This window comes from Streptomyces sp. NBC_01689 (assembly GCF_036250675.1).
GTDB lineage: Bacteria > Actinomycetota > Actinomycetes > Streptomycetales > Streptomycetaceae > Streptomyces.
On record NZ_CP109592.1, the window covers coordinates 909455 to 935871 of the forward strand.

The 26417-nt window shown below is 72.5% G+C and carries 12 protein-coding genes; 5 read left to right on the forward strand and 7 right to left on the reverse strand.

The window, feature by feature from the left end; genetic code table 11:
- Nucleotides 1–6 precede the first annotated feature (6 nt).
- Nucleotides 7–237, forward strand: a complete 231-nt coding sequence (locus OG776_RS03660; protein WP_329318844.1) for a hypothetical protein — start codon at nucleotides 7–9, stop codon at nucleotides 235–237.
- Nucleotides 238–294: 57 nt separating this feature from the next.
- Nucleotides 295–1200, forward strand: coding sequence for a polyphosphate kinase 2 (gene ppk2 / locus OG776_RS03665; protein WP_148011432.1), 906 nt, complete (start codon nucleotides 295–297; stop codon nucleotides 1198–1200).
- 290 nt (nucleotides 1201–1490) lie between these two features.
- On the opposite strand, the gene OG776_RS03670 is transcribed toward ppk2, so the two are convergent.
- Nucleotides 1491–2138, reverse strand: coding sequence for an HAD family hydrolase (locus tag OG776_RS03670; RefSeq protein ID WP_329318846.1), 648 nt, complete (start codon nucleotides 2136–2138; stop codon nucleotides 1491–1493).
- A 406-nt stretch (nucleotides 2139–2544) separates the two neighbouring features.
- On the opposite strand from OG776_RS03670, the gene OG776_RS03675 reads away from it, so the two are divergent.
- From OG776_RS03675 to OG776_RS03685, 3 genes are all read left to right on the forward strand, one after another.
- Entirely contained in the window at nucleotides 2545–6336 is a 3792-nt protein-coding gene (locus OG776_RS03675) for a S8 family serine peptidase (RefSeq protein ID WP_329318848.1), read from the forward strand.
- A gap of 397 nt (nucleotides 6337–6733) precedes the next feature.
- Nucleotides 6734–7108, forward strand: coding sequence for a hypothetical protein (locus OG776_RS03680; RefSeq protein ID WP_329318850.1), 375 nt, complete (start codon nucleotides 6734–6736; stop codon nucleotides 7106–7108).
- 211 nt (nucleotides 7109–7319) lie between these two features.
- Nucleotides 7320–7691 (forward strand): ArsR/SmtB family transcription factor, encoded by a 372-nt coding sequence (locus OG776_RS03685; RefSeq protein WP_148011428.1) that lies wholly within the window; start codon nucleotides 7320–7322, stop codon nucleotides 7689–7691.
- 450 nt (nucleotides 7692–8141) lie between these two features.
- Here the strand turns inward: OG776_RS03685 and OG776_RS03690 are convergent, their stop codons facing one another.
- The 6 genes from OG776_RS03690 to OG776_RS03715 are packed head-to-tail and all read right to left on the reverse strand — an operon-like array spanning nucleotide 8142 to nucleotide 25193.
- On the reverse strand, nucleotides 8142–8885 hold the full coding sequence (locus tag OG776_RS03690; protein ID WP_329318852.1) for a SpcZ: 744 nt from the start codon (nucleotides 8883–8885) through the stop codon (nucleotides 8142–8144).
- Nucleotides 8882–9760 carry a TauD/TfdA dioxygenase family protein gene (locus tag OG776_RS03695; protein WP_329318853.1) on the reverse strand — a complete coding sequence of 293 codons (879 nt, stop codon included), beginning with the start codon at nucleotides 9758–9760 and terminating at the stop codon, nucleotides 8882–8884. Before OG776_RS03695 ends, OG776_RS03690 begins: the two co-directional genes overlap by 4 nt.
- Before the next feature lie 45 nt (nucleotides 9761–9805).
- Nucleotides 9806–10501: a hypothetical protein gene (locus OG776_RS03700; RefSeq protein ID WP_329318855.1), complete on the reverse strand. Its 696-nt coding sequence runs from the start codon at nucleotides 10499–10501 to the stop codon at nucleotides 9806–9808.
- Entirely contained in the window at nucleotides 10446–11516 is a 1071-nt protein-coding gene (locus OG776_RS03705) for a GSCFA domain-containing protein (protein ID WP_329323639.1), read from the reverse strand. The genes OG776_RS03700 and OG776_RS03705 overlap by 56 nt, the downstream gene beginning before the upstream one ends.
- Before the next feature lie 25 nt (nucleotides 11517–11541).
- Nucleotides 11542–21282 carry a non-ribosomal peptide synthetase gene (locus OG776_RS03710; protein WP_329318857.1) on the reverse strand — a complete coding sequence of 3247 codons (9741 nt, stop codon included), beginning with the start codon at nucleotides 21280–21282 and terminating at the stop codon, nucleotides 11542–11544.
- Complete coding sequence (locus OG776_RS03715) at nucleotides 21282–25193, reverse strand: non-ribosomal peptide synthetase (RefSeq protein ID WP_329318859.1); 3912 nt, start codon at nucleotides 25191–25193, stop codon at nucleotides 21282–21284. Before OG776_RS03715 ends, OG776_RS03710 begins: the two co-directional genes overlap by 1 nt.
- Nucleotides 25194–26417: the final 1224 nt, after the last annotated feature.

Genomic DNA, 26417 nt, shown 5'->3' on the forward strand with positions numbered 1-26417 from the left:
CCCGACATGCATCTCGACTGGAACACACTCGGTGAGGTCGCCGCGGTGAGCGTCGGAGTCACCGTGGCAGTGGTCGTCGTCTTCGCCCTCGGTGTGCTCGGGGTCGCCCGGGTCGAGACCGCGCGCGACGACGGCAGCGGTGACGCCTTGGGGTTCGCCCAGGCCGGGCTCTGCTTCCTGGCCTGCGCGGCCGTGGTGGCGTACGGCATCTATCTGATCGTGCCGCAGTTCCACTGACTCGAAGGGAAGGACTTCGGTGACGGGAAACGCGGAGCACGGAACCGGGAGGGCCGGATGACGGAACTGCTGACTGGCATGCGGGTCGACTACTCGGACCACGACGACCCCGTACTGATCCGTCCGGACGGCAGCCCGGTGGACACCTGGCGGGAGAACTACCCGTACGAGCAGCGCATGGAGCGCAAGGAGTACGACTGGCACAAGCGGCTCCAGCAGATCGAGTTGCTGAAGCTGCAGAGCTGGATCAAGGAGACCGGCCGCCGGCTCGTCGTCGTCTTCGAGGGACGCGACGCCGCAGGCAAGGGCGGCACGATCAAGCGCTTCACCGAGCATCTCAACCCGCGTGGCGCCCGGGTGGTGGCGCTGGAGAAGCCGACGGAGCGGGAACGCGGACAGTGGTACTTCCAGCGGTACGTGGAACACCTCCCTACCGCGGGCGAGATCGTGCTGTTCGACAGGTCCTGGTACAACAGGGCCGGTGTGGAACGCGTGATGGGCTTCTGCGGTGACGACGAGTACCGGCGCTTCATGCGGCAGGCTCCCGCCTTCGAGCGGATGCTCGTCGACGACGGCGTGGACCTGGTCAAGTTCTGGTTCTCGGTCTCCCAGAGCGAACAGCGCACCCGCTTCACGATCCGTCAGGTCGACCCGGTCCGGCAGTGGAAGCTGAGCCCCATGGACCTGGCCTCGCTGGACCTCTGGGACGACTACACGGCGGCCAAGGTCGCCATGTTCCGCGAGACGGACACCGAACAGGCGCCCTGGACCGTGGTGAAGAGCAACGACAAGAAGCGGGCCCGCGTCGAGGCGATGCGCAGCGTCCTGGCCCGCTTCGCCTACACCGACAAGGACGAGGAGGTCGTCGGCAGCCCCGACCCCAGCATCGTGGGCGCGGCGGCGAACCTACTGGAGGAGGGCGAGGACGACGCGGAGCCGGCCGGGGATTCCACGGGGTCGTGACGACGGCCGCCGCGAGCGGACGCGGCCGGGGCGGTCGGCCCGACCGTAGGGCGCGAGCCCGTCGGGTCGGCCGGCGCGTCGGCCGTCCGGCCGGCCTCGCGGCCCTGTCCGGGGAGCAGCCCCGGACGGCCGTCGTGGCGCCGTGTCATGAGATCAACCTCACGGTGGCGGACCTCAGTTGATCGTGCGCCGCCACCAGGGCGAGGGAGGTCGCGAAGCGCGACGGTGGCTGGTCGGGCGAACCGGCCGAGTTCACCGGGACGCGTCGTCCGGGTGCCCGCTTCGAGGCGTCATCCCCGGGGCGCCGTCCGGACCTCGTCGGCCAGGGAGAGCGAGAGCAGGTCCTCGAGCCGGGCGATCGTCCGCTCGGGTGCCTGCGCGTGGACCGTCGCGAAGCCGAGACTCTCGGCCGCCGGGAGGTATTCGGCGGTGTCGTCCACGAAGACACACTGATCGGCGGGCAGTTCCAGAAGCCTCAGCACGGCCTCGAAGATCTCCGGGTCGGGCTTCCGCACCCCGTGGTGCTCGGAGATCACCACGGCGTCGGACAGCGCGTCGAGGTCGTATCCGTCGTAGAGGTTCCAGGGCGCGAGTCCGACGGAGTTCGACAGGATGCCGACCTTGATCCCGGCTCGTCGTATCGCCGCGACCGCGTCGATCACCAGCGGCTCGGGGCGCAGGTCGGCGAAGATCCGGCCCATCAGGTTCTCCGGGGCCACCCCGAGCCGTATCGCCGCGGCCCGGTTCCACCGGTCCTGGGTGATCTCCCCCCGTTCCAGCGCGTGGGTGAGCCGGGTTCCCTCCTCGTCCAGGTACAGGGCGGTGAGGCACGCGCCTTCGGCCAGCCCCTCACGCTTCTCGAAGGCGAGCACCGCCGGAAGCAGGGGCGTGGTGAGCACTCCGCCGAAGTCGAGGACGAGGCCGATGCGGTGGGACATACGGAAACTCCAGGAGGGCCGGGGTTCATGTCGATCGGGGAGAGCGGTCCGAGCCGTGGATCCGCGTCGGCCGGGTGCGGACGGCGCGTAGGACACCCGCCGGTCGTGGTACCCGACCGAGCGTCCGGATCCGTCGAGTCGATCTTCGCGTCACGCTACCAGCCGCTTCGTCCCCGGCCGTGGGGTGGTGGGCGAAAGGTACACGGGGGACGGGCCGGCACCGGCGGTCAGGCGTCCTCGCGCCCACCGCGCACGCCTGACCGCTCCCCTCTCCTGTCCCTTCAACTCCCTTGCGTTACTTGCCTGTTGCCAATGAGAGGCGAGTGGCGTCGACCTCTTCCCGAGATCACCGATCACGCCATAGATTCCCGTCGGCCGGAACAACCATTCAAGTCGAGGGAATCCTTTGACACTCCATCTGTCCGGAAGAGGGCACCGCCTGCTGGTCCTGGCGGCAGCCCTCCTGGTCACGGCGGCGACCCCGCAGGTGACCGCCGTCGCAGCCACCTCGCGGACCAGCGGCACGGCCGGCGCGACCCACGGCGCTGACAACGTTGCCGCCTCCGTCGTCACCCTGATCACCGGTGACAAGGTCACCGTCACCCCCGCCACGCCCGGTGGGCCGGGTTCGGTCACCGTGCAGGCGCCCGACGGCGGACCTGCCGCCGCGCGGGTGCTGACCGTGGGCGGGGACACCTACGTCTATCCCGAATCCGCCCTGCCCTACACGGCGTCCGGTGCCCTGGACGACCAGCTCTTCGACGTCACCCGGCTGATCGCCGACGGGTACGACGACGCCTCACTGCCGCGTCTGCCCCTCATCGTCACCTACGGCGGGAAGGACGCCTCCGCGTCCGCTCTGCGCAAGCGCGCCGTCGCCGTGCCCGGTGGTGACCTCACCGGCGTACGGCCCCTCACCAGTGTCAACGGCGTGGCTCTCGCCGCGGACCGTGCGGAGACGAGGGGCCTGTGGGGCAAGCTCACCGGACGTCACACGGACGGTGTGCGGGCGAGCGGGACCAGGGCGGCTGTCGGCGGGGCACCGTTCAGGGCGGGAGCCTTCACCGGCGGCGTCGCCAAGGTATGGCTCGACGGCCGGGCCCGGGCGACCCTGAGCGACTCGGTCGCCCAGATCGGCGCGCCCGGGGTGTGGGCGGGCGGCAACACCGGTGAAGGTGTCGACGTGGCCGTCCTGGACACCGGCTACGACGAGGGACACCCGGACCTGAGGGACGTGGTCCGGGACAGCGACAGCTTCGTCCCCGGCGAGAGCGTCACCGACCGCAACGGGCACGGCACGCACGTCGCGTCCACCATCGCCGGCAGTGGTGCCGCCTCCGGCGGCAAGGAGAGGGGAGTCGCTCCCGGTGTCCGCCTCCACGTCGGCAAGGTCCTCGCCGACGAGGGATACGGCTACGACTCCTGGATCCTCGCCGGCATGGAGTGGGCGGCCCGCGACGTGCACGCCCGGGTCATCAGCATGAGCCTGGGCAGCGCCGAGAACGCCGACGGCGAGACCGTCCTCGCCCAGGCCGTGGACGAGCTCAGCTCGGAGACCGGCGCCCTGTTCACCATCGCCGCGGGCAACGACGGTCCCGGGGCCCAGACCGTCCGGTCGCCCGGCACCGCCGACGCGGCCCTGACCGTCGGTGCCGTCGACTCCTCCGACGCCATCGCGGACTTCTCCAGCCGCGGCCCGCGCTACGGCGACGACGCCATCAAGCCCGAGATCACCGCGCCGGGCGTCGGTATCCTGGCCGCCAGATCCCAGTACATCGGCGACGGTTCCGGCTTCTACATGAGCGCCAGCGGCACCTCCATGGCGACACCGCACGTGGCCGGCGTGGCGGCGTTGGTCGCCGCCGCCCACCCGGACTGGACCGGAAGCCGGATCAAGGACGCACTGGTCAGTACCGCCGAGGCCACGCCGGACATCGGCGCGGACGACGGGGGCAACGGCCGGGTGGATGCCGCCGCGGCGGCGACGGCGTCCCTCACCGCCACCGGCACGATCGACGCGGGCATCCACTCCCCGGGCACGGACGACGGCGCCGTCACCTCCCCGGCGACCTGGACCAACACCGGCGACCGGCCGGTCACCGCGACCCTCGCCGTGGACGCGCCCGGTGTCCCCGACGGCGTGTTCTCCCTCGGCGCGGACCATGTCGTGGTTCCCGCGCACGGCACCGTGACCACCACGGTCACCACCGACCTCGACAAGGCCGGGGCCGGACAGCGATGGACGGGCCGCCTCACCGCGAGCGCGGACGGGAAGGTGCTGACCCGCACCCTCCTCGGGGTCAGCACCCGCCAGCGCCTCTTCCACGTGCGCACCAGGATCACCGGCCGGGCCGGTGAGGACACCGACGGTGTCCTCACCTTCTACCGCAGGGGTGACGAGTACGCCGGGACCTACCTCTACGGCGGTGGCGGGTCCGACCAGATGCTTCCGCCGGGGCGGTACAGCGTCTACGCCGACTTCCGGGTGGAAGGCACGCACGGCGCCGCGTCGGCGGGCTACGCGCGCCTTGTCCTTCCGCAGGTGGACGTCACCGGCCCGACCGACCTCGTCCTGGACGGCACCACCCTGCGCGAGGTCAAGGAGGTGACACCGCGGACGACGGAGAACTTCTCCCGACGCCTCGACTACCACCGCGAGTTCGGCGACGGTTCCTCGGTCACCGACAGCACCCTGGTCCCGGACGGCTACGACAGCGTCTGGACGTCACCCACCACGGCGGTCCGCGACGGCGAGCAGTACTTCACCGCCCGCTGGCGTGATCAGGAACCGCTCCTGACGGCCACCTCGGGGGGACAGAAGTTCGACGACCTGTGGATCATGCCGGGTTCGACGAAACTGCCCGAGGACACGTACGACCTCAAGGTGATCCACCCCGGCGACGGCCTCGCCGAGGACTACGAAGGCGTCGACGCCGTCGGCAAGGCCGCCGTGCTGCGGTGGAACTCCGATGACGAGGACGTCTCGGACGAGCAGATCCGGGCCGCTCAGGCCGCGGGCGTGAAACTGCTGTTGTTCGTCAACGACCTCGACGGCCGGCTCCGCCAGCCCGTCATCAGGACGTCCGTCGAGGTGGCCGGCCTCTCCCGCACGACGGGCGAGAAGCTGATCTCCCGCGCGGACGCCGCTGGGGCCGCGGGTGTCGCCCTACGGGCCGTCTCGCGGCCCGACACCGACTATCTGTACGACCTGGTCCGCACGTGGAAGGGCCGGATACCGGCGAACCCCGTCTACGCGCCGGGCGACTCCCGACTGGCCCGGGTCGAGACCTCGTTCCACAACCCCACGGGACGCGAGGTCTACGAGAACCGCTACGACATCCACCCCTGGACCACATACCGGGTCGGCAGCAACCGGCTCAGCACGGCGGGCGCGCACCGCACCGACTACGTCACCGCCGACGGCGGCTTCACCTGGACCGAGGAAGGAGAACTCCAGTCCCTGGCCTCCAGCGTCTCCGGATCGGTCCGCTACCAGGCGGGCCGGACCACGGACGTGGAGTGGTTCGGACCCGTCGTACGGCCCCGGATCAACGGCAGTGTGACGGCTCCCCTGCGGACCGCGGACCGGATCGACGTCGCCGTACCGTCGTGGGGCGACTCCGGCGGCGACCACGCCAACTACTCGGCGTTCGCGAGCGAGGAGACCACACAGGAGACATCGCTGTACCGGGGCCGCACCCTGGTGGCCACGGGCGGTGACGGGGTGAGTGCGACCGTGCCCGCGAAAAGGGACACCTACCGCCTGGTGCACAAGGCGACCCGCACCGCCACGGCCGCCTTCCCGTACTCGACCGCGACACGCACCGAGTGGACGTTCAGCTCCGCGGCACCCGGCGGGGCGGACGGCAGCCGCCAACTGCCGCTCGTCCAGGTCGACTACACGGTGCCGACCGCCGACGACGGCAAGGCCGCCTCCGGCGCCAGGCTGACCGTGACGCCGGTTCATCTCGACGGCGGCCCGGACGCGGCCCTGCGGACCAGCAAGGTGGAGTTGTCCTACGACGACGGGGTCACGTGGTCGACGGCCCGTCTCAGCGGCCTCGGTGACGGCGCGGTGAGCTTCTCCCTGCACGCCCCCGCCTCCGCCCGCTTCGTCTCGCTGCGGGTGCGGGCAGGTGACAGCCTCGGCAACTCGGTGACGCAGACCGTCGTCCGCGCCGCGGGAATCGCCCGGTGATCAGCGACCGACGCCGACGGTGACAGCCGGCCGGTGGCCCCTCGGGCCGCCGGCCGGCCCGGGCGACCGGGTCAGCTGGAGGACGGCGATCGGGTGCGTCACGCGAGGGCCGGCCGTTGTTCCGGCCCCCGCGGTTCCAAAGCCCGCCACCGGTCGCGATCCGGCCCTCGTTCCCCGGCGGTCGGCCGACCGGTCAGAGCTGACCTCCGGGATATGACCCCGGGATATGAACGGTCCCAGCCGTTGAACCGGTCGGAAGAGATCAGGGTGTTGACCTCTTTGACGCACCTTCCGTCAGTCCCGGAACAACTCGGCCGACCGCACCGCACGGTCCGTAGGGTCCGGCACACGGAGCCGCCCGGGGCATCCGGGCCGCGCGTTGCGAGGAGACACCGGTATGGCAAGTGTGGACATCTCTCTGAAGGAGACCATGACGTCGATCGAGGGCGCCCTCGGAGCCGCTCTCGTCGACTACACCAGCGGCATGGCGCTGGGCACCTTAGGCGGTGGCAAGGACCTCGACCTGGCGATCGCCGCCGCGGGCAACACGGACGTCATCCGTGCCAAGACCCGCACCATGGAACACCTGGGCATCAAGAGCGACATCGAGGACATGCTGATCACCCTCTCGCACCAGTACCACCTCATCCGGCCCCTCAAGGGCAAGGACGGGAACGGGCTGTTCCTCTATCTCGTGCTCGACAAGGGCAAGTCCAACCTGGCCATGGCCCGCCACCAGCTCAAGCGGATCGAGTCCGAACTGGAGGTGTAGCGCCTCGCGTTCTCCCTGCCTCCGCACGCCCACGAATTGAAGAATTCTTCATCTGGGCACATCCAGATCAGGCCAATCCGATGGGTGTGCGGGGCGGGAGACGCGAGGATCGGTCATCGGTCAGCCAAGCCCGCGCCCGCGGCGGCCCGTAGCGGCCGCCGCGCCGGCCCGGGCACCGTCCGTCCACCGCGGTAGGGAGCGAACGATCACCATGCAGGTCCCCCTCTACCAGGCCAAGGCCGAGTTCTTCCGCATGCTCGGGCACCCCGTGCGCATCCGCGTTCTGGAACTGCTGCAGAACGGCCCCGTCCCCGTGCGCGACCTCCTCGACGAGATCGAGATCGAACCCTCCAGCCTCTCCCAGCAACTGGCCGTGCTGCGCCGCTCCGGGATCGTGGTGTCCATCCGGGAAGGCTCCACCGTCAGTTACGCGCTGGCCGGCGGTGATGTCGCCGAACTCCTGCGGGCCGCCCGCCGCATCCTCACCGAACTCCTCGTCGGCCAGAGCGAACTGCTGGCCGAGCTCCGCCAGGCCGACGTCCGGCCGGCCCTCACCCAGGGCAGCGCGAGCCCGGCCTCCTGAAAGCGCAGGCCTTCGGGCGGCCGCCTCGGCCGACCGCCACGGCGGCCCTCGGCAACGGGCCGGTCGCTCAGCTGGTCCCCGTTCAGCCGCCACCCGACGCACTCGCCGTGCAGGGGCTCACGTGCGATTCCGGCGCACGCGCCGTCTCACCCGCGGTCAGGGCGCCCGACTCCGTTGAGGGCGGACCGACTTGACCATGTGATCCCTCGGACTCGGCCGCGTGCCACGTGCTCGCACGCGTCCGGTTCCCCCTCGGGAGCCCGCTTCCCGTCACGGACGGCCCGGGTTCCCGGCCGTCCGGACCTCCCGGGCGAAGGACCGTGTCTCCCCGAAGGAAGGGCTCTTCGGGGCGGCGCTCTTCGGGGCGCGACCGAGAGGGTCCCGCCCCGAACAACGGGGGTCACACGTAGGGCTCTGCCCCACCACGACCGCCCGTCCCCGTTCCGCGCGTCAGGGCGGCGGTCCGACCGGCGCCCTGTGCAGGGCCGACCGCAGGCCCTCCACGAGTTCCGTGTACGCCGACGCGAACAGGGCGTCGTCGGCACGTGGTTCCCGCGTCGTCCCGGTGGCCAGCGCCCGCGCGTACGCACGGGTGCGGGCGGCGGGATACGTCCGCGCGAAGGCCTCGGCGTCGCCGGTCGCGTACGCCGCCGCCACCGCCCGCGCGTTCGCCAGGGCGTTGGCCTCGGCGAAGGCACGGGTGTTGGGCTCGGTGGTCAGCTCGGCGTAGTCGGTGGCGTACCGGTGCGCCCCGGCCGCACCGTGGCCGTTCGCGAGCGCGTAGGCACGGGCGTTCTCGTACGCCGCCGCGAAGGCCCGCTGGAAGCCGTAGGCGTCCCGGTAGACCTGCCGGAGCACCGGTTCGAGCACCTCGAACCACTCCTCCTCGCCGACCGCTTCCGTCTCCCGGGCCCGTTCGTGGGCGGCGGCCAGCCGGGCGATGGGCGCCGTGGCGCGTCCGGAGAGCGCGGTGGCCTCGCTCAACAGCGGGAGCACCGTGCGCAGATGCCACTCGTGGACCACGTCCAGCGTGACGGCTCCGGCGTCGGGACGGCCCTCCGCGGCCGGGCCGGGCCACCGCGCCGCGGCAACGGAGGAGCGTGCCGGACGGGACTCGTCGGCACCGGAGAGGGTGGCCCGGTCCGTGCGGAGCACGTCCGTCAGTTCCGTGATCCAGGACGGCAGCCCGGTCATGCGTGGGGCTTGGTGCCGTCGATGGCCACGCGGCGGCCGTGGCGTGCGTGCGGGTAGTAGTCCCAGACGGCATGGTGCTGGACGCAGCGGTTGTCCCAGAACACCAGGGTGTTCTCCTGCCAGCGGACCCGGCACTGCAACAGCGGTGTACGGGCGATGTGTTCGTACAGCATGCCGAGGACGGCCGCGCTCTCGGAGCGTGAGAGCTGCGGGATGTGCGAGGTGTAGGGCGCGTTGACGAAGAGGAGCTTGCGGCCGGTGTCGGGGTGCCGGACCACGACGGGGTGTTCGCTGCGCGGGACGTCGTACTCGGCCGGCGGGGTCAGCCCCTGGGTCAGCCAGGGCCGGGCTCCGTCGTGGACGGCGGTCAGGCCGTCCAGGAGGCTCTTCATCGCCGGAGACAGCATGTCGTAGGCCAGGTGCATGTTGGCGAACAGGGTGTCGCCGCCGCTGCCGGTCTCCGGGATCCGGGTGATGTGGAGCATCGAGCCGAGGGACGGTTCGGGGTCCGCAGTCCCGTCGGCGTGCCATCCGTTGCCCGCCACGTCGCGGGAGTTCCTGTCCGCGCTGATCTCCAGGATGTAGGGGTCGGAGCCTTCCACCGGCAGCGAGTCGGGATGCAGCGGGCCGAAGAGCGCGGCGAACCGCTTGTGGTCCTCGGGCGTCGGATGCTGGTCGCGGAAGACGAGCACATGATGGGCGAGGAAAGCCTCCTTGACCTCCTTCTCCTGTCGGGGTGTCAGTTCCCGGGAGAGATCGATGCCCGTGATCTCGGCGCCGATGACGGGGGTCAACTGCTCGACGGCGAGGGTCTCGTACGGCACCTTCGGCCGGGTGGTGAGGCGCTCGACGGCGTCCAGGGCGAACTGTTCCATGGGGGTCTCCTGTCGGGTGGCGGAAGGGTCGTGCGGCGGGTGGGTTCAGAGGCCGCGGGCGAGGAGGTCGGCGAGGATCAGACGGCCGAAGGCGAGGTTTCCGTGGATGGTGTCGTCGGCCTCGCAGAAGGCGGCGCGCTGCAGGCCCGAGTCGTCGGTGACCCGCGGGCGCAGGTCGACGATCTCGACGCCGAGGCGGTCCAGTTCGGCGCGGACCACCTCCTGCGCGGCGAGGAAGACGTCCTGGTCGGACATGCCGGGCACACGCTGGGGCGGCATCACGGCCAGGACGCGCAGGCCCAGTCCGAGCGCGTGCCGGTAGAAGGCGAGGGCGCCGCGGACCATCGCGAGGACGATGTCCGCGAAGAGCGCGCTCGTGAGGAAGCCGGGGGCGAGGCCACCGGTGTGGTCCCGGTAGACCCGCCAGTTCTCCGTCGTCGCGAGGGTGTGCGCGCTGAGTCCGAAGGTGGCGACGAGGGGAACCGTGAGCCGGTCGAGGCCGGGCGCCCCGAGGTCCTGGAGGAAACCCCTGTACAGGCGTTCGGCCTCTTCCTTACGGAAGACCACGTCGTCGCCCCGCACGTCGAAGAAGTCCGCGTTGAACTCCCGCCCCGCGCCGACCGGACCGCCGAGGAACGGCAGTCCGGCGGCCCGGGCGGCTCGTCCGAGGGGGCCAGCGTGGGAGTCACCGAGCAGGAGGAACCGGGCCGTGGCTGTAGTAGTCGAGGACGGCGTCGTCACACCATTGCTCCTCTCCGGTGTCGGGGCGGGCGGTTCGGGGGACGTCCGGACGGTTCGGCCGGTGGCGGCCGTGCAGCGCGTCGAAGAAGTGCCGCATCACGAAGGCGACTCCGTCTTCGCTCACGGTGCGTCGGTTCGACTCGTAGAAGGCTCCCTGGAAAGGGTGGCCGGTGATGATCTCGTACGACGGGAAGTAGTCGACGTGGCCGAGTTCCTGGGCGAGTTGACCGGCGGCCGCGCGCAGCACGGACTTGGAGTAGGTCGTGGCGACGAGGGCGTGGCCTCCCGTGGCGGTCGCGGTCAGTGGCACCGGTGAGACGGTCAGCAGGATCTTCAGGGCGGGGTTGGCGCGCCGGGCGAGGGCCACGGACTCGGTCAGCTCCCGGTGCACCTCCGCGACCGTGGCGTTGCGGAAGACGTGCCGCCCGGCGTCGAACGAGCCGCGGACGGTGCCGGGGCAGACCGGGTGCACGGTGCCGGTGACGGTGTCGGTCCAGGTCTCGGTCAGGCCCAGGGTGAAGATCAGGCAGCCCGCCGAGGAGACGGCCGTGCGGATGGCCGCGAGCGTGCGCTGCCGGGCGTCCCCTACGGCGTCGGGGGTGGCGTGGCCGCCGGGTTCCAGGGCCGGCCGGTACGGGTCGTGGAAGCGGCCGTCCTCCTCCCACACCTCGTCCGGGGGTGCCGACTCCTCGAACGCCCAGCTGAGCCACTGCCGCAGGGTCGCGGCCGTGTAGATGTTGCCGGTGCGGAAGGAGAAGCGGCCGTAGCCGCGGGCTTCGCGTTCGTCCGCGGTCAGCCCGGGCGGCGCGGGTTCGGCCTCGTACCAGTTCATGCCCTCCAGCAGCAGCGCGGGGCCGAGGTGCCGGGCGAAGCAGGAGCCCGCGGTGAGGACGGGTTCGTCGGGGTCGAGGGCGAAGGCGGGTGTCCACAGGTCGGTGATGGCGGGAGCGGCCCGCTCGGCGACCGCGGTGCGCCAGAAGGAGCGCTCCGGGAGGGACTCGTAGGGGTGCACGATGGGTTCTCTTCCTGGTACGGGGAGTTCAGGAGTGGTTCGCCGGCGGGGGCGGTGTGGGAGCGGCGGTGGACGGCCGGGGGTGCCTTGCTCCGCCGCCGGGGCGGTGTCGCGTCGGCGCCCCGTCGTTGATCGTGCGGGCGACGCGTTCGATGTGCGGGCCGGTGACGATCTCGTAGTGCGAGACGCGCAGTCGGTGCACGGCCGAGCCGTCGGGCAGGAGAGCGCGCCATTCCCCGGCCGTCGACCGGGCGTCCGGGGCCGGGGGGAGGTCGGTGACTGCGTTGGTCGCCAGCCACAGGGTGCTCGGGGTGCGGGTGAGCCGGGGCGGGGTGTGGGTGCTCATCGCGTCGAGGTTCGCCCGGCAGCAGTGGGCGAGCCGTTCGGCGTAGGCCTGTCCGGCTCCGGCGAGGGGCGACTGGGCGCCGTTGCCGCGCAGTTCGTGTTCGAAGACGGTACGGAGGTCGTGGTCGTCGTAGCCGTGGGTGCGTGCCGGGCCGTGGGCGGGTGGCGGGTCGAGGAGGTAAAGCCCTGCGACGGTACGGCCGGTCGTCTCCGCCTCGGCGGCCATGGACAGGGCGACGAGGGCGCCGAACGACCATCCGGCGAGCCGGAGTCGGGTGTCCCGGTCGGGGAAGCGGGCGCGCAGCGCCGCGTGGTAGCGGGCGGCGCGTTCGTCGACCGACCAGCCGGGGAGGCCGGGGTCGCGCAGCGCGGGGTCGGGGATCAGGCAGACCGTGGTGTGCGGGTCGAGCGCCGACACCAGGGGCCGGTAGGCCTGGATGTCGCCGCCGACCGGATGGATCAGGCACAGCACGTCCGCGCCGTCGCCCCGCTGCCAGATCTCCACGGAGACGGGGTCGTCGGGGGTGTCCGGCGTTGCGGGCGGGCCGAGTTGGGCCAGGATCTCGTTCAGGCTGGCCCGGTGGCCGAGGCGGGCGAGGTCGAGGTCGACGCCGTACAGCCGTTTCACCTCGGAGAGCAGGTCCAGCAGGGTGAGCGAGTCGGCTCCGAGATCGTACAGCGAGGTCTCCGGGTCGAAGCTGTCCACGCCGAGCAACTGGCATACCGCTTGGGTCAGTTCGTCGAATGCGGTGGGCGTCGTCCGGGCCGTCGCCGGGTCCGTGCCGGTCCGTGGCGGGGGTTCGTAGAAGTACCGGGAGGCTTCGAGCGGAGTGGTGGACACGAGGAGGTGCGGCAGTTGTGCCTCCAGGGCGTCGGCGAAGGCGCGCAGTCCCTCGGCCGAGGAGAGTCCCACCGCCAGGTGTTCCTGGTGGCGTGCGTCGGTGGTGAGCGAGTCGAGGGCCATGCCGGTCTCCCGCCACACGTCCCAGCCGATGCCCAGCCGTACGGTGGCGGAGTCCGAGGGGTCCGGATCGTGGTGCGCGAAGGCGTCCAGGACTCCGCCCGCGGCGGCGTAGTCGAACTGGCCGACGCCTCCGAACTGGGCGGACAGCGATGAGCAGTAGGCCGCGTAGCGGGGACGGTGCAGGGCGATCAGCCGCTCGGTGAGCAGCGCAGCGCGCAGTTTGGCCTCCGTCGCGTGGCGCAGGGCGTGGCCGTCCCGGCGGGCGAGGAGCGCTCCGGCCGCGGTGCCCACCGCGTGCACGATGCCGTCGAGCCGTCCGAGGTGGGGGGCGAGCAGGTCCAGTACGGCGTCGCGGTTCCCTTCGGCGAGGTCGGCCTCGACGAGGGTGACCCGCGCCGAGTGCGCGCTCAGCGCGGGCGGCAGGTGGGGGCGGCGGGCCAGCAGGACGACGCGGCCTTCGGTGTGTTCGAGCAGCCAGGCCGCGATGCTCGCGCCGATGCCTCCGGTCCCGCCGAGGATCAGGTGGGTGCCGGTGCCGCGGGCGAGGGCGGCGCCACCGTGCGGGAGCGGCCGGGGTACGGGCTGCCGCGCGGGACGCCACCAGTAGCCGCCGCGCAGCGCCAGCCGCGGTTCCGGTCGGCTGGCCGCGGGTTCGTCGGTGAGGACCAGGGGCAACAGATGGGCCCAGTCGGCGGGTTCGCCGCCGGGCAGGTCGAGCCAGCGGGTGTCGAGGCCGATCTCCTGGCGCGGCACGTCGACCGCCCCGGCCAGCAGCGCGAGTTCGGGACGGTCGACCGGGCCGGTGACCGGTTGGGCCCGGTGGGACAGCCACCACACGCGCGGCCGCAGGTGGGCCGGCAGCCCGGCGAGGGCCTGGCACAGCGCGGCGGGGGCGTCGAGGCAGGCGTGCCGGGCGTGTTCGAGGGAGTCTTCGTCGACCGGTCCCCGGACGGCGAGGGGCAGTGCGTGCAGCCACTCCACCCCGTCGTCGGCGTCCCGTGTCAGCACTTTCAGCAGGTGGGTGAGTGCCTGTGGATCGGCCGGGTCGACCTCGTAGCGGTCGTCCGCGACCCGGGCGTAGGCGGACGCGGCGGTGACGTGCACGACGCGGGTGTGGCCCGTTTCGAGACCTCGCCAGTCCTCCGGTGCCGTGGACCCGTCGGCGACGACGACCACGACCCGGTGCGAGGGCGGCCCGTCGGCCGGGACGGCCCGCCGGGACCGTGCCCAGATGGTCTGGTGGAGCCACTGCTCCTCGGGTGCCCTGTCCGGCGCCCCCGTGCCGGAGAGCGCCGGTGGTGGCTCGGGCGCGGTGCGGGGTGCGGGGGTGGCGCGTGGGAAGTCGTGGTCGGTCAGGTCGAAGGACGGGGGCGGGAAGTCCCAGGGGGCCGGCGCGGGGCCCTCGGGCCAGGCGGGGGTCTCACCTCCCGCCCAGGCGCGCGACGTCTCCCGGGCCCGTGAGTCGTCGGCGTCGGGCCGAGGGCGGAGGCCGTGGTCGGACGGCTCCGCCTTGCGGAGGTCCGGCGCTCCGCCGGGGCCGCTCGCCCGCCGCTGGTCCGGGTGGGAAGGCGGCGTGGTGTCCTCGTCGGGGGTCAGGGGTACGTCGCCGTCGGCCAGCCCGCGCAGCCAACTGATCGCGCTCTGGGGGCTGTGGGCGACGGTCGCCGCCCGGTACGCGAGTGCCGGGCGGCCCGCCTGGAGGTGTCGCAGCACCTGCGCGTACGTCTCCGGCCTGCCGGTCAGGTACTCGGCGACGCGTCCGGCGTCCGCGCGCAGCGCTCGCTCGCTCCCGCCCGACAGCACGAGACACGGGATCGTGCCGGGTGCGCGCTCCGACGGCGGGGTGTCGGGGTGTTCGAGGATCAGATGGGCGTTGGTGCCGCCGATGCCGAAACTGCTCACCCCGGCGACGCGCGGCCGCCCGTCCGGCCACGCGCGGGCGGTGGCGGGTACGTGGAACGGCGTCGGATCCGACCCGATCTCCGGGTTGAGCCGCCGGAAGTCGATGTTCGGCGGGATCAGTCCGTGGTGGACCGAGAGAGCGGCGCGGACCAGGCCCACTACGCCCGCCGCCGCGCCCAGATGACCGATCTGGCTCTTCACGGACGACAGTGCGCAGTGCGCTGAGTCCGCCAGGTCGAAGGCCTGGCGCAGCGCGCCGACCTCGACGGGGTCACCGAGGCGGGTGCCGGTGCCGTGCGCCTCGACGTATCCGACGTCGGAGCCGGTGCGGCCGCTGCGGCGCAGGGCGGTCCGGATGACCTCGCGCTGGCCCGTCACCGACGGGGCACTGTAACCGAGCTTCTCGGAGCCGTCGTTGTTCACGGCCGAGCCGGTGATGACGGCGTACACGGTGTCGCCGTCTAGCCGTGCCCGGCTCAGGGTCTTCAGTACGACGACGCCCACGCCGCTGGCGCCGACCGTGCCCCCCGCGTCGTCGCTGAAGGGGCGGCAGTGACCGTCCGGGGAGAAGATGTGCTGGGGCCGGTAGGTGTAGCCGTCCGTCAGCAGCGGGTCGACGAGGACGCCCCCGGCGAGCATGATGTCGGCGTCCCCCTGGCGCAGCAGTCCGGCCGCGACATGGACTCCGACCAGCGAACTGGCGCAGGCGGCCTGCACGGTGAAGGCGGGCCCGGTCAGGCCCAGGTGGTAGGCCGCCTTGGTGGCCAGGAAGTCCTTGTCGTGGTGCAGGGCCATGCGGAAGCTGTCGGGCAGTTCGGCGGGGTCGGCCTCGCGGAGCATCGACTGGAAGTAGGTGTTCTCGCCGCAGCCGGCGATCAGACCGGTGCGCGACGTGCCGGGGTCCGCGATGCCGGCGTGGGCGAGTGCCTCGACACAGCTCATCAGCAGGTGCCGCTGCTGGGGGTCCATCAGCCGGGCTTCCTGGCGGCTGATGCCGAAGCGTTCCGGGTCGAAGGCGAGCGGGCCGTCCAGCTGGCTGCGCGCGCCCACGCGGCCCTCGGCCGCGGGGAAGTACGTGATGCCTCGGCCGCCCGATTCCACCATGCGCCAGAAGGCGGCCAGGTCGGGGGCGCCGGGGAGGCGGACCGCCATGCCGATGACGGCGACGGGCTCGGTCGTCTCCTGCCCGTGTGCCGTCCCGGCCGGCGTCGGGGCCCCGGGGCGGGCCCCGGGTCCGCCGGCCGTGTCGTGGCCGGGGCCGGTCGGGGGCGCCGCGCCGTTCACCGTGTCCAGATGGCGGCTCAGGCTGCGGACGGTGACGTGTTCGAAGAGGTCGGCGACGGTGAACACGAGGCCCAGGTCGGCACCGCAGCGCAGGTGGAAGCGCATCAGGTCCAGGCTGCTGGCCCCGGCGTCGAAGAAGCGCTGGTCGGGTGCGACGGCCTTGCCGGTGACGCGCAGGAACAGCGCGCAGAGCCGGGCCTCCCGTTCCGTGGCGTGTTCGGGGGCCGCGCCGGTGGCTCGCAGTTCCCTTCCGGTCGTGGGCGCCGTCCGCCGGTCGAGCTTGCCGCTCGGGGTGCGGGGCAGCGCGTCGACGCGGCGGAAGTCACGGACGCGTACGTGCGGGGGCAGCAGTCCGGCCAGATGACGGGTGAGTTCCGCGGGGTCCGGGTCGTCGTCGCCCCGGCACTGCAGGAGGGCCACGAGTCCTTCACCGTCCTGGACCACCAGGGCGCCGAGGACGGCCGGGTGGCTCAGCAGCGCGGCTTCGACCTGGCCCAACTCCAGCCGGTGACCGCTGAGTTTGATCTGATCGTCGGCGCGTCCGTCGTAGTGGAGCAGTCCGTCGCCGTCGAAGTGCGCGTGGTCGCCGCTGCGGTAGAAGGTACCGGCGCCGGGCAGCTCGACGAAGCGGATGCGGTTGAGGTCGTTGTCGCCCAGATAGCAGGGCGCTGCCATGGCACCGCCGATCAGCAGGTCTCCGGTGGCCCCCGGCGGCACCGGCTCGCCGCTCTCGTCGACCACCCGCAGGACGGCGTTGTCCACGGGCCGTCCGACGGCCGGACGCGACGGCCACTCCGCGGGATCGCCGTCGAGGCAGAGGGCGCTGACGACATGCGTCTCGGTGGGTCCGTAGTGGTTGAACAGCCGGGCGCCGGGCATGCCGGCGAACCAGGCGCGGACGGCGTCGGTGCACATAAGTTGCTCCCCCGCGGCGATCACCTCACGCAGCCGGGAGGGGAACCGGCCGCTGTGGACCGCGTGTTCGGCGAGGAGCTGCAGTGCCACGCAGGGCAGGAACAGCCGCTCCACCCCGGCGCTCTCCAACTGGTCGAGCAGGGCGGGCAGATCCTGTCGCCACTCGGGGCGCACCAGCTGCAGCCGGCCGCCCGAGCAGAGCGTGGTGAAGACCTCCTGGAACGACACGTCGAAGGAGAGCATCGAGAACTGCTGGGTGACCGCCGCGCCGGGCAGGCCGCCCGCGCCGGCCTGCCAGTGCAGCAGATTGCACAGGGTGCGGTCCGGGACGTCGACCCCCTTGGGGGTGCCGGTGGAACCGGAGGTGAACAGCGTGTACAGCGGCCGGAGTCCCGGGTGCGGGGTCGGTCCGGGCTCGGCCGGTCCGGGCTCGTTCGGTCCGGCGGACAGGTCGCGGGCCGCGAGGGCCCCGAGGTCCCCGAGGTCGACGGTGTGCCGGTGGAGGTCCGGCGGCGCGATCGCGGCGAGGTTCCCGTCCCCACCGGGTGCCACGAGGACGCAGACCGGGTCGATCTGCCGCAGCACCTCGCGCAGCAGGGCGGGAGGGTAGGCGGGGTCCAGGGGGACGACGGTGAGGTTGAGGCGTGCCGCGGCCAGGAGGGCGACCACGTGCTCGACCGAGGGAGGCAGGTGGAGCGCGATCCGGGCAGGCGTCCGCGGGTCGGCGGGAACCGGGTGACCGCGGAGCAGTTCGGCCGCCAAGGCGGCCGCACGGGCGTCGAGTTCGGTGTACGTGAGGGTGCGGTCCCCGGAGGTGACGGCGGGTGCGTCGGGGGTGCGGCGGACCTGGCGCGCGAATCCCTCCGCCACCGTGGTGAAGGCGGGCGTCGTCTCGGCGCCGCGCCCTGGTTCGGGCAGGGCGCGCCGGTAGGGGGCCACGAGGTCGGTGAGGGTGTCGGCGCGGTCCTCGGTGAGCAGGTCCACCGCTCGCCGGAACAACCGCGCGGCGGCGGTGACGCGTTCGGTGTCGATCCGCTCCTCGGCGTACTCCCAAAGGCAGTCGAAGCCGTCCTCGCGCTCCACCACGGAAAGGGTGAGCGCGCATTTCGCCTCGGTGGCCTCCACCCAGAGGGGGCGCACGCGGCAGCCCGGCAGGGAGAACGCGTCGAAGTCGGTGTTCTCCAGGACGAACATGAAGTCGAACGGCGGTCCGTCGCCGCCGAAACGGTGGTCGGTGAGGACATCCGAGAGTGCCACGTCCTGGCGTCGCAGGACCTCCTGGGCCCCGGCGGCCTGCGCGGCGAGCTGCTCGCGCAGCGGACGGCCGGGGGCGAGTTCCGTGGGGAGCAGCACGGTGTTGGCGAACATGCCGACGGTGGAGTCGAATTCGGCTCGGGGCCGGCCCGCGACGGGCGCGGCGACGAGCGGACGGGTGGCGCCGGTCACTCCGTACAGGCTCCAGGAGTAGGCCGCCAGCAGGAGTTGGAAGCGGGTGAGCCCGAGGTCGGCGCCCAGCCGGTCGAGCCGGGAGCGACGGACGAGGTCGAGCGAGGTGCGCAGCAGGCGCGCGCGGGGAGTACCGGCCTCCGTCGGCGGGACGGGAGCGGGGGCTTCCAGGGCGGCGTAGTGGCGGCGGAGCGTGTCACGCTGGTGACGGTAGGCGGGGCTGCCGTGCCAGTCCCGTTGCCACAGCGCGAAGTCCACCGGGGTGACGGACGCGGTGGCAGCCGTGGTGACGGCCGTGCTGTCCTCGGACCGGGTGTCGCGCGTGCCGTCCGCCGGCTCGGCGCAGTCGGCCGACAGGTCGCGGAAGAGGGTGCTGAGGGACCAGCCGTCGACGGCGATGTGGTGCAGGTGCAGCAGCAGGACGGAGCCCTCGGTGTCCTGGACGAGGGCCGCCCGGAGCATGCGCGGTGTGCCCAGGTCGAAGGGTGGGGCGAAGAAGTGACGGGCCGCTTCCCGCCAGCCGGTCACGGCGGGCCTGTCCGACGCCGTCGCCGCCTCTGCGGCGGTCGGCACGGCGGACGCGGCGGACTCGGCGGGCGCTACGGGCGCTACGGACAGGCGCGGCGTGGCGGACACGGCGAGCGGGTGAGGGACGACGGACTCGGCGGGCGCATGGGACGGGTGCGGCGCGCCGGACACGGCGGGCGGGTCGGGGACGGCGGACGCGGTCGGCGTCCGGAGCCCGTCCGGCGGCTGCCAGGGGTCGTACGGATCCCCGATCTCCTGGAGCAGGCCATCCGGCGCGGCACGGAAGGAGGTCCGCAACGCGGGGTGCCGCTCGACGAGTCGGCGCAGGGCGGCGCGCAGGGCGTCCTCGTCGACGGGGCCTTCCAGGTGGAAGGCGAGCGGAACGTCGTAGGCCCGGCTGTGCGGGTCACGCCGGTGCAGCAGCCACAGGCGCTGCTGTTCCGAGGTGGCCGGTGCGGTGCGCAGCCCGCTCGGTGCCGCCACCGGCGGCGGGTGCGGGAGTGATCGCTCGCCACCGTCGGCTATCGCGTCGCTCAGTGCGGCGAAGTCGGCCTGCAGGACGAGGGACTGGGGCAGGTCGACGTGCCAGCGGTCACGGATCTCGAAGCACAGCCGGAGCGCCTTCAGCGAGTCACCGCCGTTGGGGATCCAGCGGTCGTCGGGCCGCAGGCCGGACATGCCGAGCATGGTCCCGGCCAGCTCCAGCAGTTGCCGCTGGTCCTCGGTCACCTCGGGGTCGTCGGTGCGGACGCGCCGCCACGGCTCGGCCGGTGAGTTCAGCAACGCGGCTTCGTCGATCTTGCCGTTGGGGTTGCGGGGCAGGGCGTCCACGAGGTGGGTGCGGTGCGGACGCATGTACGCCGGGAGGACGGCGGCCAGATGACGGTCGTACTCCTCGAACGTCATCGTGGAGCCGAGGACCAGGTAGGCCAGTAGTTCGTGGGCGCCGTCGACGTCACGGAGGGTGCAGACATGGGCCTGGCGGACGGCGGGATGGGCGGTGAGCTGCCGTTCCACCTCGCCCGGTTCGATGCGGAAGCCGCGGACCTTGACCTGTCGGTCGGTGCGGCCGACGTAGGTGATGTCGTCGGAGGTGTCGCGGCGGACGAGGTCGCCGGTGCGGTACCAGAGGTCCCGGCCGCCGTCGTGCCAGGGCAGCCGGACGAAGCGGCGCGCGGTCTCCTCGGGCAGCGAGCGGTAGCCGATCGCCAAACCCTCGCCCGACAGGAGGAGTTCGCCGACCTCCCCGGTCTCCGCCGGGCGGGAGCCGTCGACGGCCAGCAGGGCTCCGGTGGCCGGCAGGGGGCGTCCCACGGGGACCACGTCCCCGTCGAAGTCGCGGGGGATCGGGTGGGCCAGCGCGAAGGTGGTGCACTCGGTCGGGCCGTAGACGTTGACGAGACGGGTCGGGGCGTCCGGGTTGTCGCGGTACCACTGCCGGATGCGGACGGCGTTGAGCTGCTCGCCGCCGACGAGGACACGTCCGACGGTGTCGAAGCAGGTGGGCACCTTGTCGACGACGGCGTTGAACAGGGCGGTCGTGACGAACACGGCGTCGATACGGGCCCGGCGCAGGCCGTCCGCGAGCAGGTGCGGGTCACGGGCCTGCGCGTCGTCGAGGATCACACAGGTCGCGCCGCTCAGCAGCGGCACCCAGACCTCGAAACTGAGCGCGTCGAAGGCCGGGTTGGACAGACTCGCGCACCGCGCGTCCTCAGCCAGGCGGATCGGGCCGGGACGAGCCAGGCGCAGCACGCCGGCGTCCCGTACCTCGACGCCCTTGGGGCGGCCCGTGGTGCCCGAGGTGTAGAAGAGGAAGGCCACGGGGTCGTCGCCGCCCGAGACGGAACCCGTACCGGTACGGCCACCGGTACGGGTGCCGGTGGCCGGCTCGTTGCCGAGGCGGTCCGCGAGCCGGTCACCCCGGCCGACGTCCGCCACGGGCTCCGCCGAGGGGCCCGCGCCGGTCGTGTCGAGGAGGTCCGCGGCGTGCAGGTGCCGCACCGCCGCGGGGACCTCCGGGTCCTCCGTGTCGGTGTCCAGCACGAGGACGCGGGCTCCGGAGTCGTCGAGAATGTGGCGTCGGCGCCCGGCCGGGCTCTGCGCGTCGAGCGGCACCACGGTGGCACCGGCCCGGCGGATGCCGAGCATCACGCACACCAGTTGCCAGGAGCGGGGCAGCCGCACCGCGACCGCTTGCCCCGGGCGGACGCCGTGCGCGCGCAGACCTCGGGCCATGGCCAGGCTGCGGCGGTCCAGTTCCGCGTAGTCGAGGGCGCGCTCGCCGTCGATCACGGCGGTGGCGGCGGGACGGCGGCGGGCCTGCGCGAGGACGGCGTCGGCGAGCGTCGGCGGCTGCGCGGCGCCGGGGTCCTGGTCGTTCATCACGCCTCCTCCCCGGGGGTGGCGAACACCGCGCCGAGCGCGGCGAGTTCCGTCTCGATCTGCCGGGCCACGTGCGGGACCTCGGTGTTCTCCAGGACTTCCCAGTGGTCACAGTCCAGTGGCTCGACGCGGAAGTCGCCCTCGGCACGCCGTTGCCAGAAGGCGCGGACGTCCGAGACGTACACCGGATCGGGCTCGCCGCCGACCGCCTGGACCAGGACCAGCCGCGCCGCCGACGGGGCCGGGACGTGGTCGCGGGCGGTCATCCGGTTGTGGTTGTAGATGCGGAAGTACTGGTCGATCTGTTCGTCGTCGATGCCCGGGTACATGCCGTTGAACTTCACGAGCTTGTCCTTGAACTCGGCCAGGTCCACGGGCTCGACCGCCGCGCGTGCCGCGGGATCGTCGGTGGCCTGGGTGTCGAGGAGCACCACACCGACGCCGCGGCGGCCGGCCCGTGCCAGACGGCGTCCCATCTCGTGCGCGACGAGACCGCCGTACGAGAGCCCGGTGAGGACGAGGGGACCGTCGCCGAGCGGGGCGACGAGCCGGAGGTAGGCCTCGGCCATGGCTTCGACGCTGGGCAGGAACTCCTCCCCCGGGTTCACCCCCGGGGACTGGATGCCGTACAGGCCGACCTGTTCGGGCAGGGTCGCGGCCAGGGAGAGGTAGCAGAACGCGGTACCGCCGGCGGGGTGGACGCAGATGACGTTCCCCTGGCCGGAACCGGCCCTGAACTCGATGAGGTTGCTGGGCGGGGGGCCCGACCGCTCCTGCCGGACGAGTCCGCCGAGCGCTTCGATGGTCGGGTGGAGCATCAGGTCGCGGACCGGGATCGTGGCGCCGAGGCGGTCGCGTACGCGGTGGGCCATCTTGATGGCCGAGAGACTGGTGCCGCCGATGTCGAAGAAGCTGTCGCTGATGCCGATGTCGGGGAACAGCAGGATCTCCCGCCATATCTGATACAGCGTCAACTCAATGTGGTCGCGCGGGCTGGCCGTGTTGACCTGGCCGAGGACGGTCTCCCCCGCCTGGCGCAGCAGGGCCTCCCGGTCGAGCTTGCCGTTGCGGCTCAGCGGCAGGGACGGCATCTCGACGACGACCGCCGGGATCATGTAGTCGGGCAGTCGGTCGGCCAGGGCCGCGCGCCACTCGTGCGGTGCGCGGGCGGGAGTGTCGCCGCGGCCGACGCCCGCGACGAGCCGGGGCTCGGCGGCCGACTCCCGGTCCAGCAGCACGGCGGCCTCACGCACTCCCGGCACGTCGAGCAGGGCGGCCTCGACCTCGGCCGGTTCGATGCGGAAGCCGCGCAGTTTGACCTGGTCGTCCGCGCGTCCGAGGTACACGGCGGTCCCGTCGGGCAGCCGTCGGGCGAGGTCCCCGGTCCGGTAGACACGCTCACCGGGGACGAACGGGTCGGGCAGGAACCGCTCGTCGGTCAGGTCGGGCCGGTGCAGATAGCCCGCGGCGAGGCTCGCGCCACCGAGGTACACCTCTCCGGCGACGCCCACCGGCACGGGCTGCATCCGGTGGTCGAGCAGGTACAGCCGGGTTCCCGCGAGGGGCCGGCCGATGGGGCAGGGCCGGTCGAGCGGCTGCGGGTCGTAGTGGGCCGTGCTGTAGAGGGTGGCCTCGGTCGGCCCGTAGCCGAAGCAGATCCGCAGTCCGGGCAGATGCTGCCGCATGCGGTGCAGCGCCGCCTCGGGCAGGGACTCCACGCCGGTCAGCACCTGACGCAACGCGAGTCCGTGCAGCCGCTTTCCGGGATCCTCGTCGATCCACCTGATGTAGGACGGGGGCAGGAAGGCCTGCACGACGCGGTGTTCGCGCATCCAGTGCAGCAGCGCTTCGGGGTCGCCGCGCAGGTCGTCCGGGACGAGATGGAGTTCGCCGCCGGTGGTGAGCGGCATCAGCAGCTCGTGCACGGAGGCGTCGAAGCCGATGCTCGACCACGCGGAGGCGGCTTCACCCGGCGCGGAGCCCATCCGGGTCAGCCAGTTGTCGAACAGGTTGATGACACTGCCGTGGGTCACCGCCACGCCCTTGGGGCTGCCGGTCGAGCCGGAGGTGTAGATCACGTACGCCAGCCGCTCCGGATCGTGGTCCGGCCGGGGCGGTGCCAGGTCGTCGGCGGCGGCCTCGACCTCCGTGAGGGCGCACCAGTCGGCGGGCCGGTCCGCCTCCGGCCGGTCGCTGAGGACCAGGGCGGGCCGCGCGTCCCGCACCATGGCGGCGAGCCGCAGCCGTGGCTGCGCGGGGTCCAGTGGCAGATAGGCGGCGCCCGCCTTCAGGATGGCGAGAGCTCCGACGACGTATCCCGTGGAGCGTCCGGTGTGGAGGCCGACGACCTGGCCGGATCGCACCCCGCGCGCCGCGAGGGCCCGGGCGAGGCGGTCGCTCCGCCGGTCCAGGGTGGCGTAGTCGAGCACCTCGTCCTCGCACACCAGCGCCGTCCGCGCCGGACGGAGCCGCACCTGCTCGTCGAAGCGGGCGAGGAGGCCGGGCGTCGCGGGCACCGGGTCCGTTCCCTCGGCGGCGTCCCAGTCGGCGAGCAGTTCCCGCCGCTCCCGCCCGTCCATCAGGTCCAGCGTGTCGACCGGTGCGTCCGGCCGTTCGGCCATGTCGGCCAGCAGGTGGCGCAGTTGGCGTACGTAGCGCTCCGCGGTGTCGTGGTCGAACAGCGCCCGGGCGTAGTCGAGATGCCCGACCGTGCGCCCGTCCGACTCGGTGACGGACAGGGCGAGGTCGAACTTCGCCGGTGCGTAGGAGATGTCGAGCGGTTCGGTGTCGACGCCCGGCAGGCTCAGCAGGCCGCCGCGTTCGGGCACCCAGGCGCACATCGTCTGGAAGAGGGGGGTGTGGGAGACACTCCTCGGCGGGTTGACCAGTTCCACGATGCGTTCGAGCGGCAGGTCCTGGTGGTCGAGGGCGGCGCGCAGGACGGCCCTGACCCGGAGCAGGGCCTCGGCGGCATCGGGGGTGTCGGAGAGATCGACGCGCAGCGGGAGGGAGTTGACGAAGAAGCCGATGAGTCCGGCGGCGTCCCCGCGCGGGCGATTGGCCGTCGGCGTGCCCACGACGACGTCGTCGCGGCCGCTCAGCCGCGCCATCAGGAGGGTCCATCCGGTCAGGACGGCGACGAAGAGGGTGCCGCCGTGGCGTCGTGCGAGTGCGCGCAGGGCGGCGGTCAGGTCGGCGTCGAGGGTGAACTCGACGCGTCCGCCGCGCAGATCCTGTTCCGCCGGGCGCGGCCGGTCGGTGGGAGGTCCGGTCAGCGGCGGCGCTCCACGCAGGGTCTCGCGCCAGTGGTCCGCCTCGGCGGCGAGCTCGCCGCCGAGGACGCGGGCGCGCTGGGCGCGGGCGTGGTCCGCGTACTGGATCGGGAGTGCGGGCAGCGGGTCGGGGTCGCCTTCGGCCAATGCGGTGTAGAGCGTGCCGAGTTCGCGCATCATCACGTTCATCGACCGGCCGTCGAAGACGGTGTGGTGCATCGTCAGCAGCAGGACGTGGTGTCCGGGGGCGAGGATGACGAGCCGGCCGCGGCCGAGCGGGCCCCGCGCGAGGTCGAAGGGGGCCGAGACCTCCTCCAGCCGGAGCGCGTCGAGCCGGGCCTCGGCGTCTGCCACGCCGGAGAGGTCGTCGGTGGTGAGCGGGAACCCCGCGCCCGGCGGGCCGATCCGCTGGTAGACCTCTCCGTCGACGGCCGTGAGGCGGGTGCGCAGCACCTGATGGCGGTCCACCACAGCGTCGAGGGCCCGGGCGAGGACGGCACGGTCCAGAGGGCCGCGCAGCGTGAAGGCGATCGGCTCGTTGTACGCCTCGTTCGCGCCCGGCAACTGGCAGAGGAACCAGAGTCGTTGCTGGGCGAAGGAGGCCGGGGCGAGGTCGGAGGGGTCCGGCCGCTCGGACACGGGACCGTCCTCGGACACGGGGCCGTCCTGGGACACTGGGTCCACGAGTCGGTGGGGCGTGGGGACGTGGGGGGGCTGTTGCACCGACAAAGCTGGCTCTTCCCGTCTGCAGGGGTACTGGTTTCGAGAGTCACGGATGCTGTTCGGTCGGTACGCGCGTCAGGGAGACGTCACTGTCGTGCCCTGCGTACCGTTCGGAAGGAGCGTCGCCGGGGGATGCCCCGGCCTCGGACGGCTCCTCGGGGGAGCGACGGGTGGTGCGGCGGTCGCCGCCCCGCCGCGCGGAAGGGGAACGAAGGGAGATGCCGGGTGCGGCGGGCCGGGAGCCCGGATGCCGCCGCCGGGGGGACAACGTTGCCAGGGGGTAACGGACCCCTGCCCGTATCACCGCCATCCGGCATGTTCCGTACCAGCCTTCTCGCTCAGGGCGCCGCTCGAACACCGGCACGCCGTCCGACCACGGGGCCGAAACCGGCCACCGGGATGCACGGCGATAATTGATCAGCTCACGAGAGCCTGTCAATGGCCCCTATTTCAGGGTCGCCGAAATCCCCGAGCCGCCGCGTGCGCATGCGGGTCGCGGATTCTCCGCCGGTTCACCAAATAAGCGTCAAGTCACGGGAGGCGCCTCTCCGTATCGACCGTCTTCCCCGGCGGGGCCGAATTAACAGATGTGATTTCGCGGGCCCGGGATCCGCGCCGGGGGCTTTCGGCGCCGGAAGCCGACAGGCCCGCGGACGGGGTCCGGCCGGTCCTCGTGACACGGGTTCACCAGTTCGTTAGCGCCGTCGGAGTACCAGCTCGGCTACTACGGAGCGATCGCGTCCGGGTGCCCGGGACCGCCCTCGCCGGCCCCGGACACCTCTCCCCCGCCCTCGCGGATTGCGAGTGCGACGCACCCATTGGACGGACTTCGCGGCACGGCCGGCCGGGTCGCCCATTGGTCGCGGTGAACCCCCTCGGAAATCCATGGTTTGACCACGTCGGGAAAAGGGGAGCGATCTATTTTTCCGCCGCTTCTCGTTTTCGCGGACACCCGCCCGCGAAATACACGTTTAGCGGACCACAAGCGTCCATATCACGCTCCGTGCGCCCAAGGGTGCACGGAATGCGGAAAACGGTCATAGGGTGACGGGAGCGGAGGTCGGTGATCCACACGGCCCTCGCGTCGCCGCTCGCGGCGCGCAGCGACCATACTGGGAGCGCACGCCGCCTCCCACCCGC

Bases quoted from the DNA above. Each gene is read 5' to 3' on its own strand.
- OG776_RS03680 (WP_329318850.1), top strand. From the start codon at position 6,734: ATGGCAAGTGTGGACATCTCTCTGAAGGAGACCATGACGTCGATCGAG.
- ppk2 (WP_148011432.1), top strand. From the start codon at position 295: ATGACGGAACTGCTGACTGGCATGCGGGTCGACTACTCGGACCACGAC.
- OG776_RS03670 (WP_329318846.1), bottom strand. From the start codon at position 2,138: ATGTCCCACCGCATCGGCCTCGTCCTCGACTTCGGCGGAGTGCTCACC.
- OG776_RS03685 (WP_148011428.1), top strand. From the start codon at position 7,320: ATGCAGGTCCCCCTCTACCAGGCCAAGGCCGAGTTCTTCCGCATGCTC.
- OG776_RS03690 (WP_329318852.1), bottom strand. From the start codon at position 8,885: ATGACCGGGCTGCCGTCCTGGATCACGGAACTGACGGACGTGCTCCGC.
- OG776_RS03660 (WP_329318844.1), top strand. From the start codon at position 7: ATGCATCTCGACTGGAACACACTCGGTGAGGTCGCCGCGGTGAGCGTC.
- OG776_RS03710 (WP_329318857.1), bottom strand. From the start codon at position 21,282: ATGAACGACCAGGACCCCGGCGCCGCGCAGCCGCCGACGCTCGCCGAC.
- OG776_RS03695 (WP_329318853.1), bottom strand. From the start codon at position 9,760: ATGGAACAGTTCGCCCTGGACGCCGTCGAGCGCCTCACCACCCGGCCG.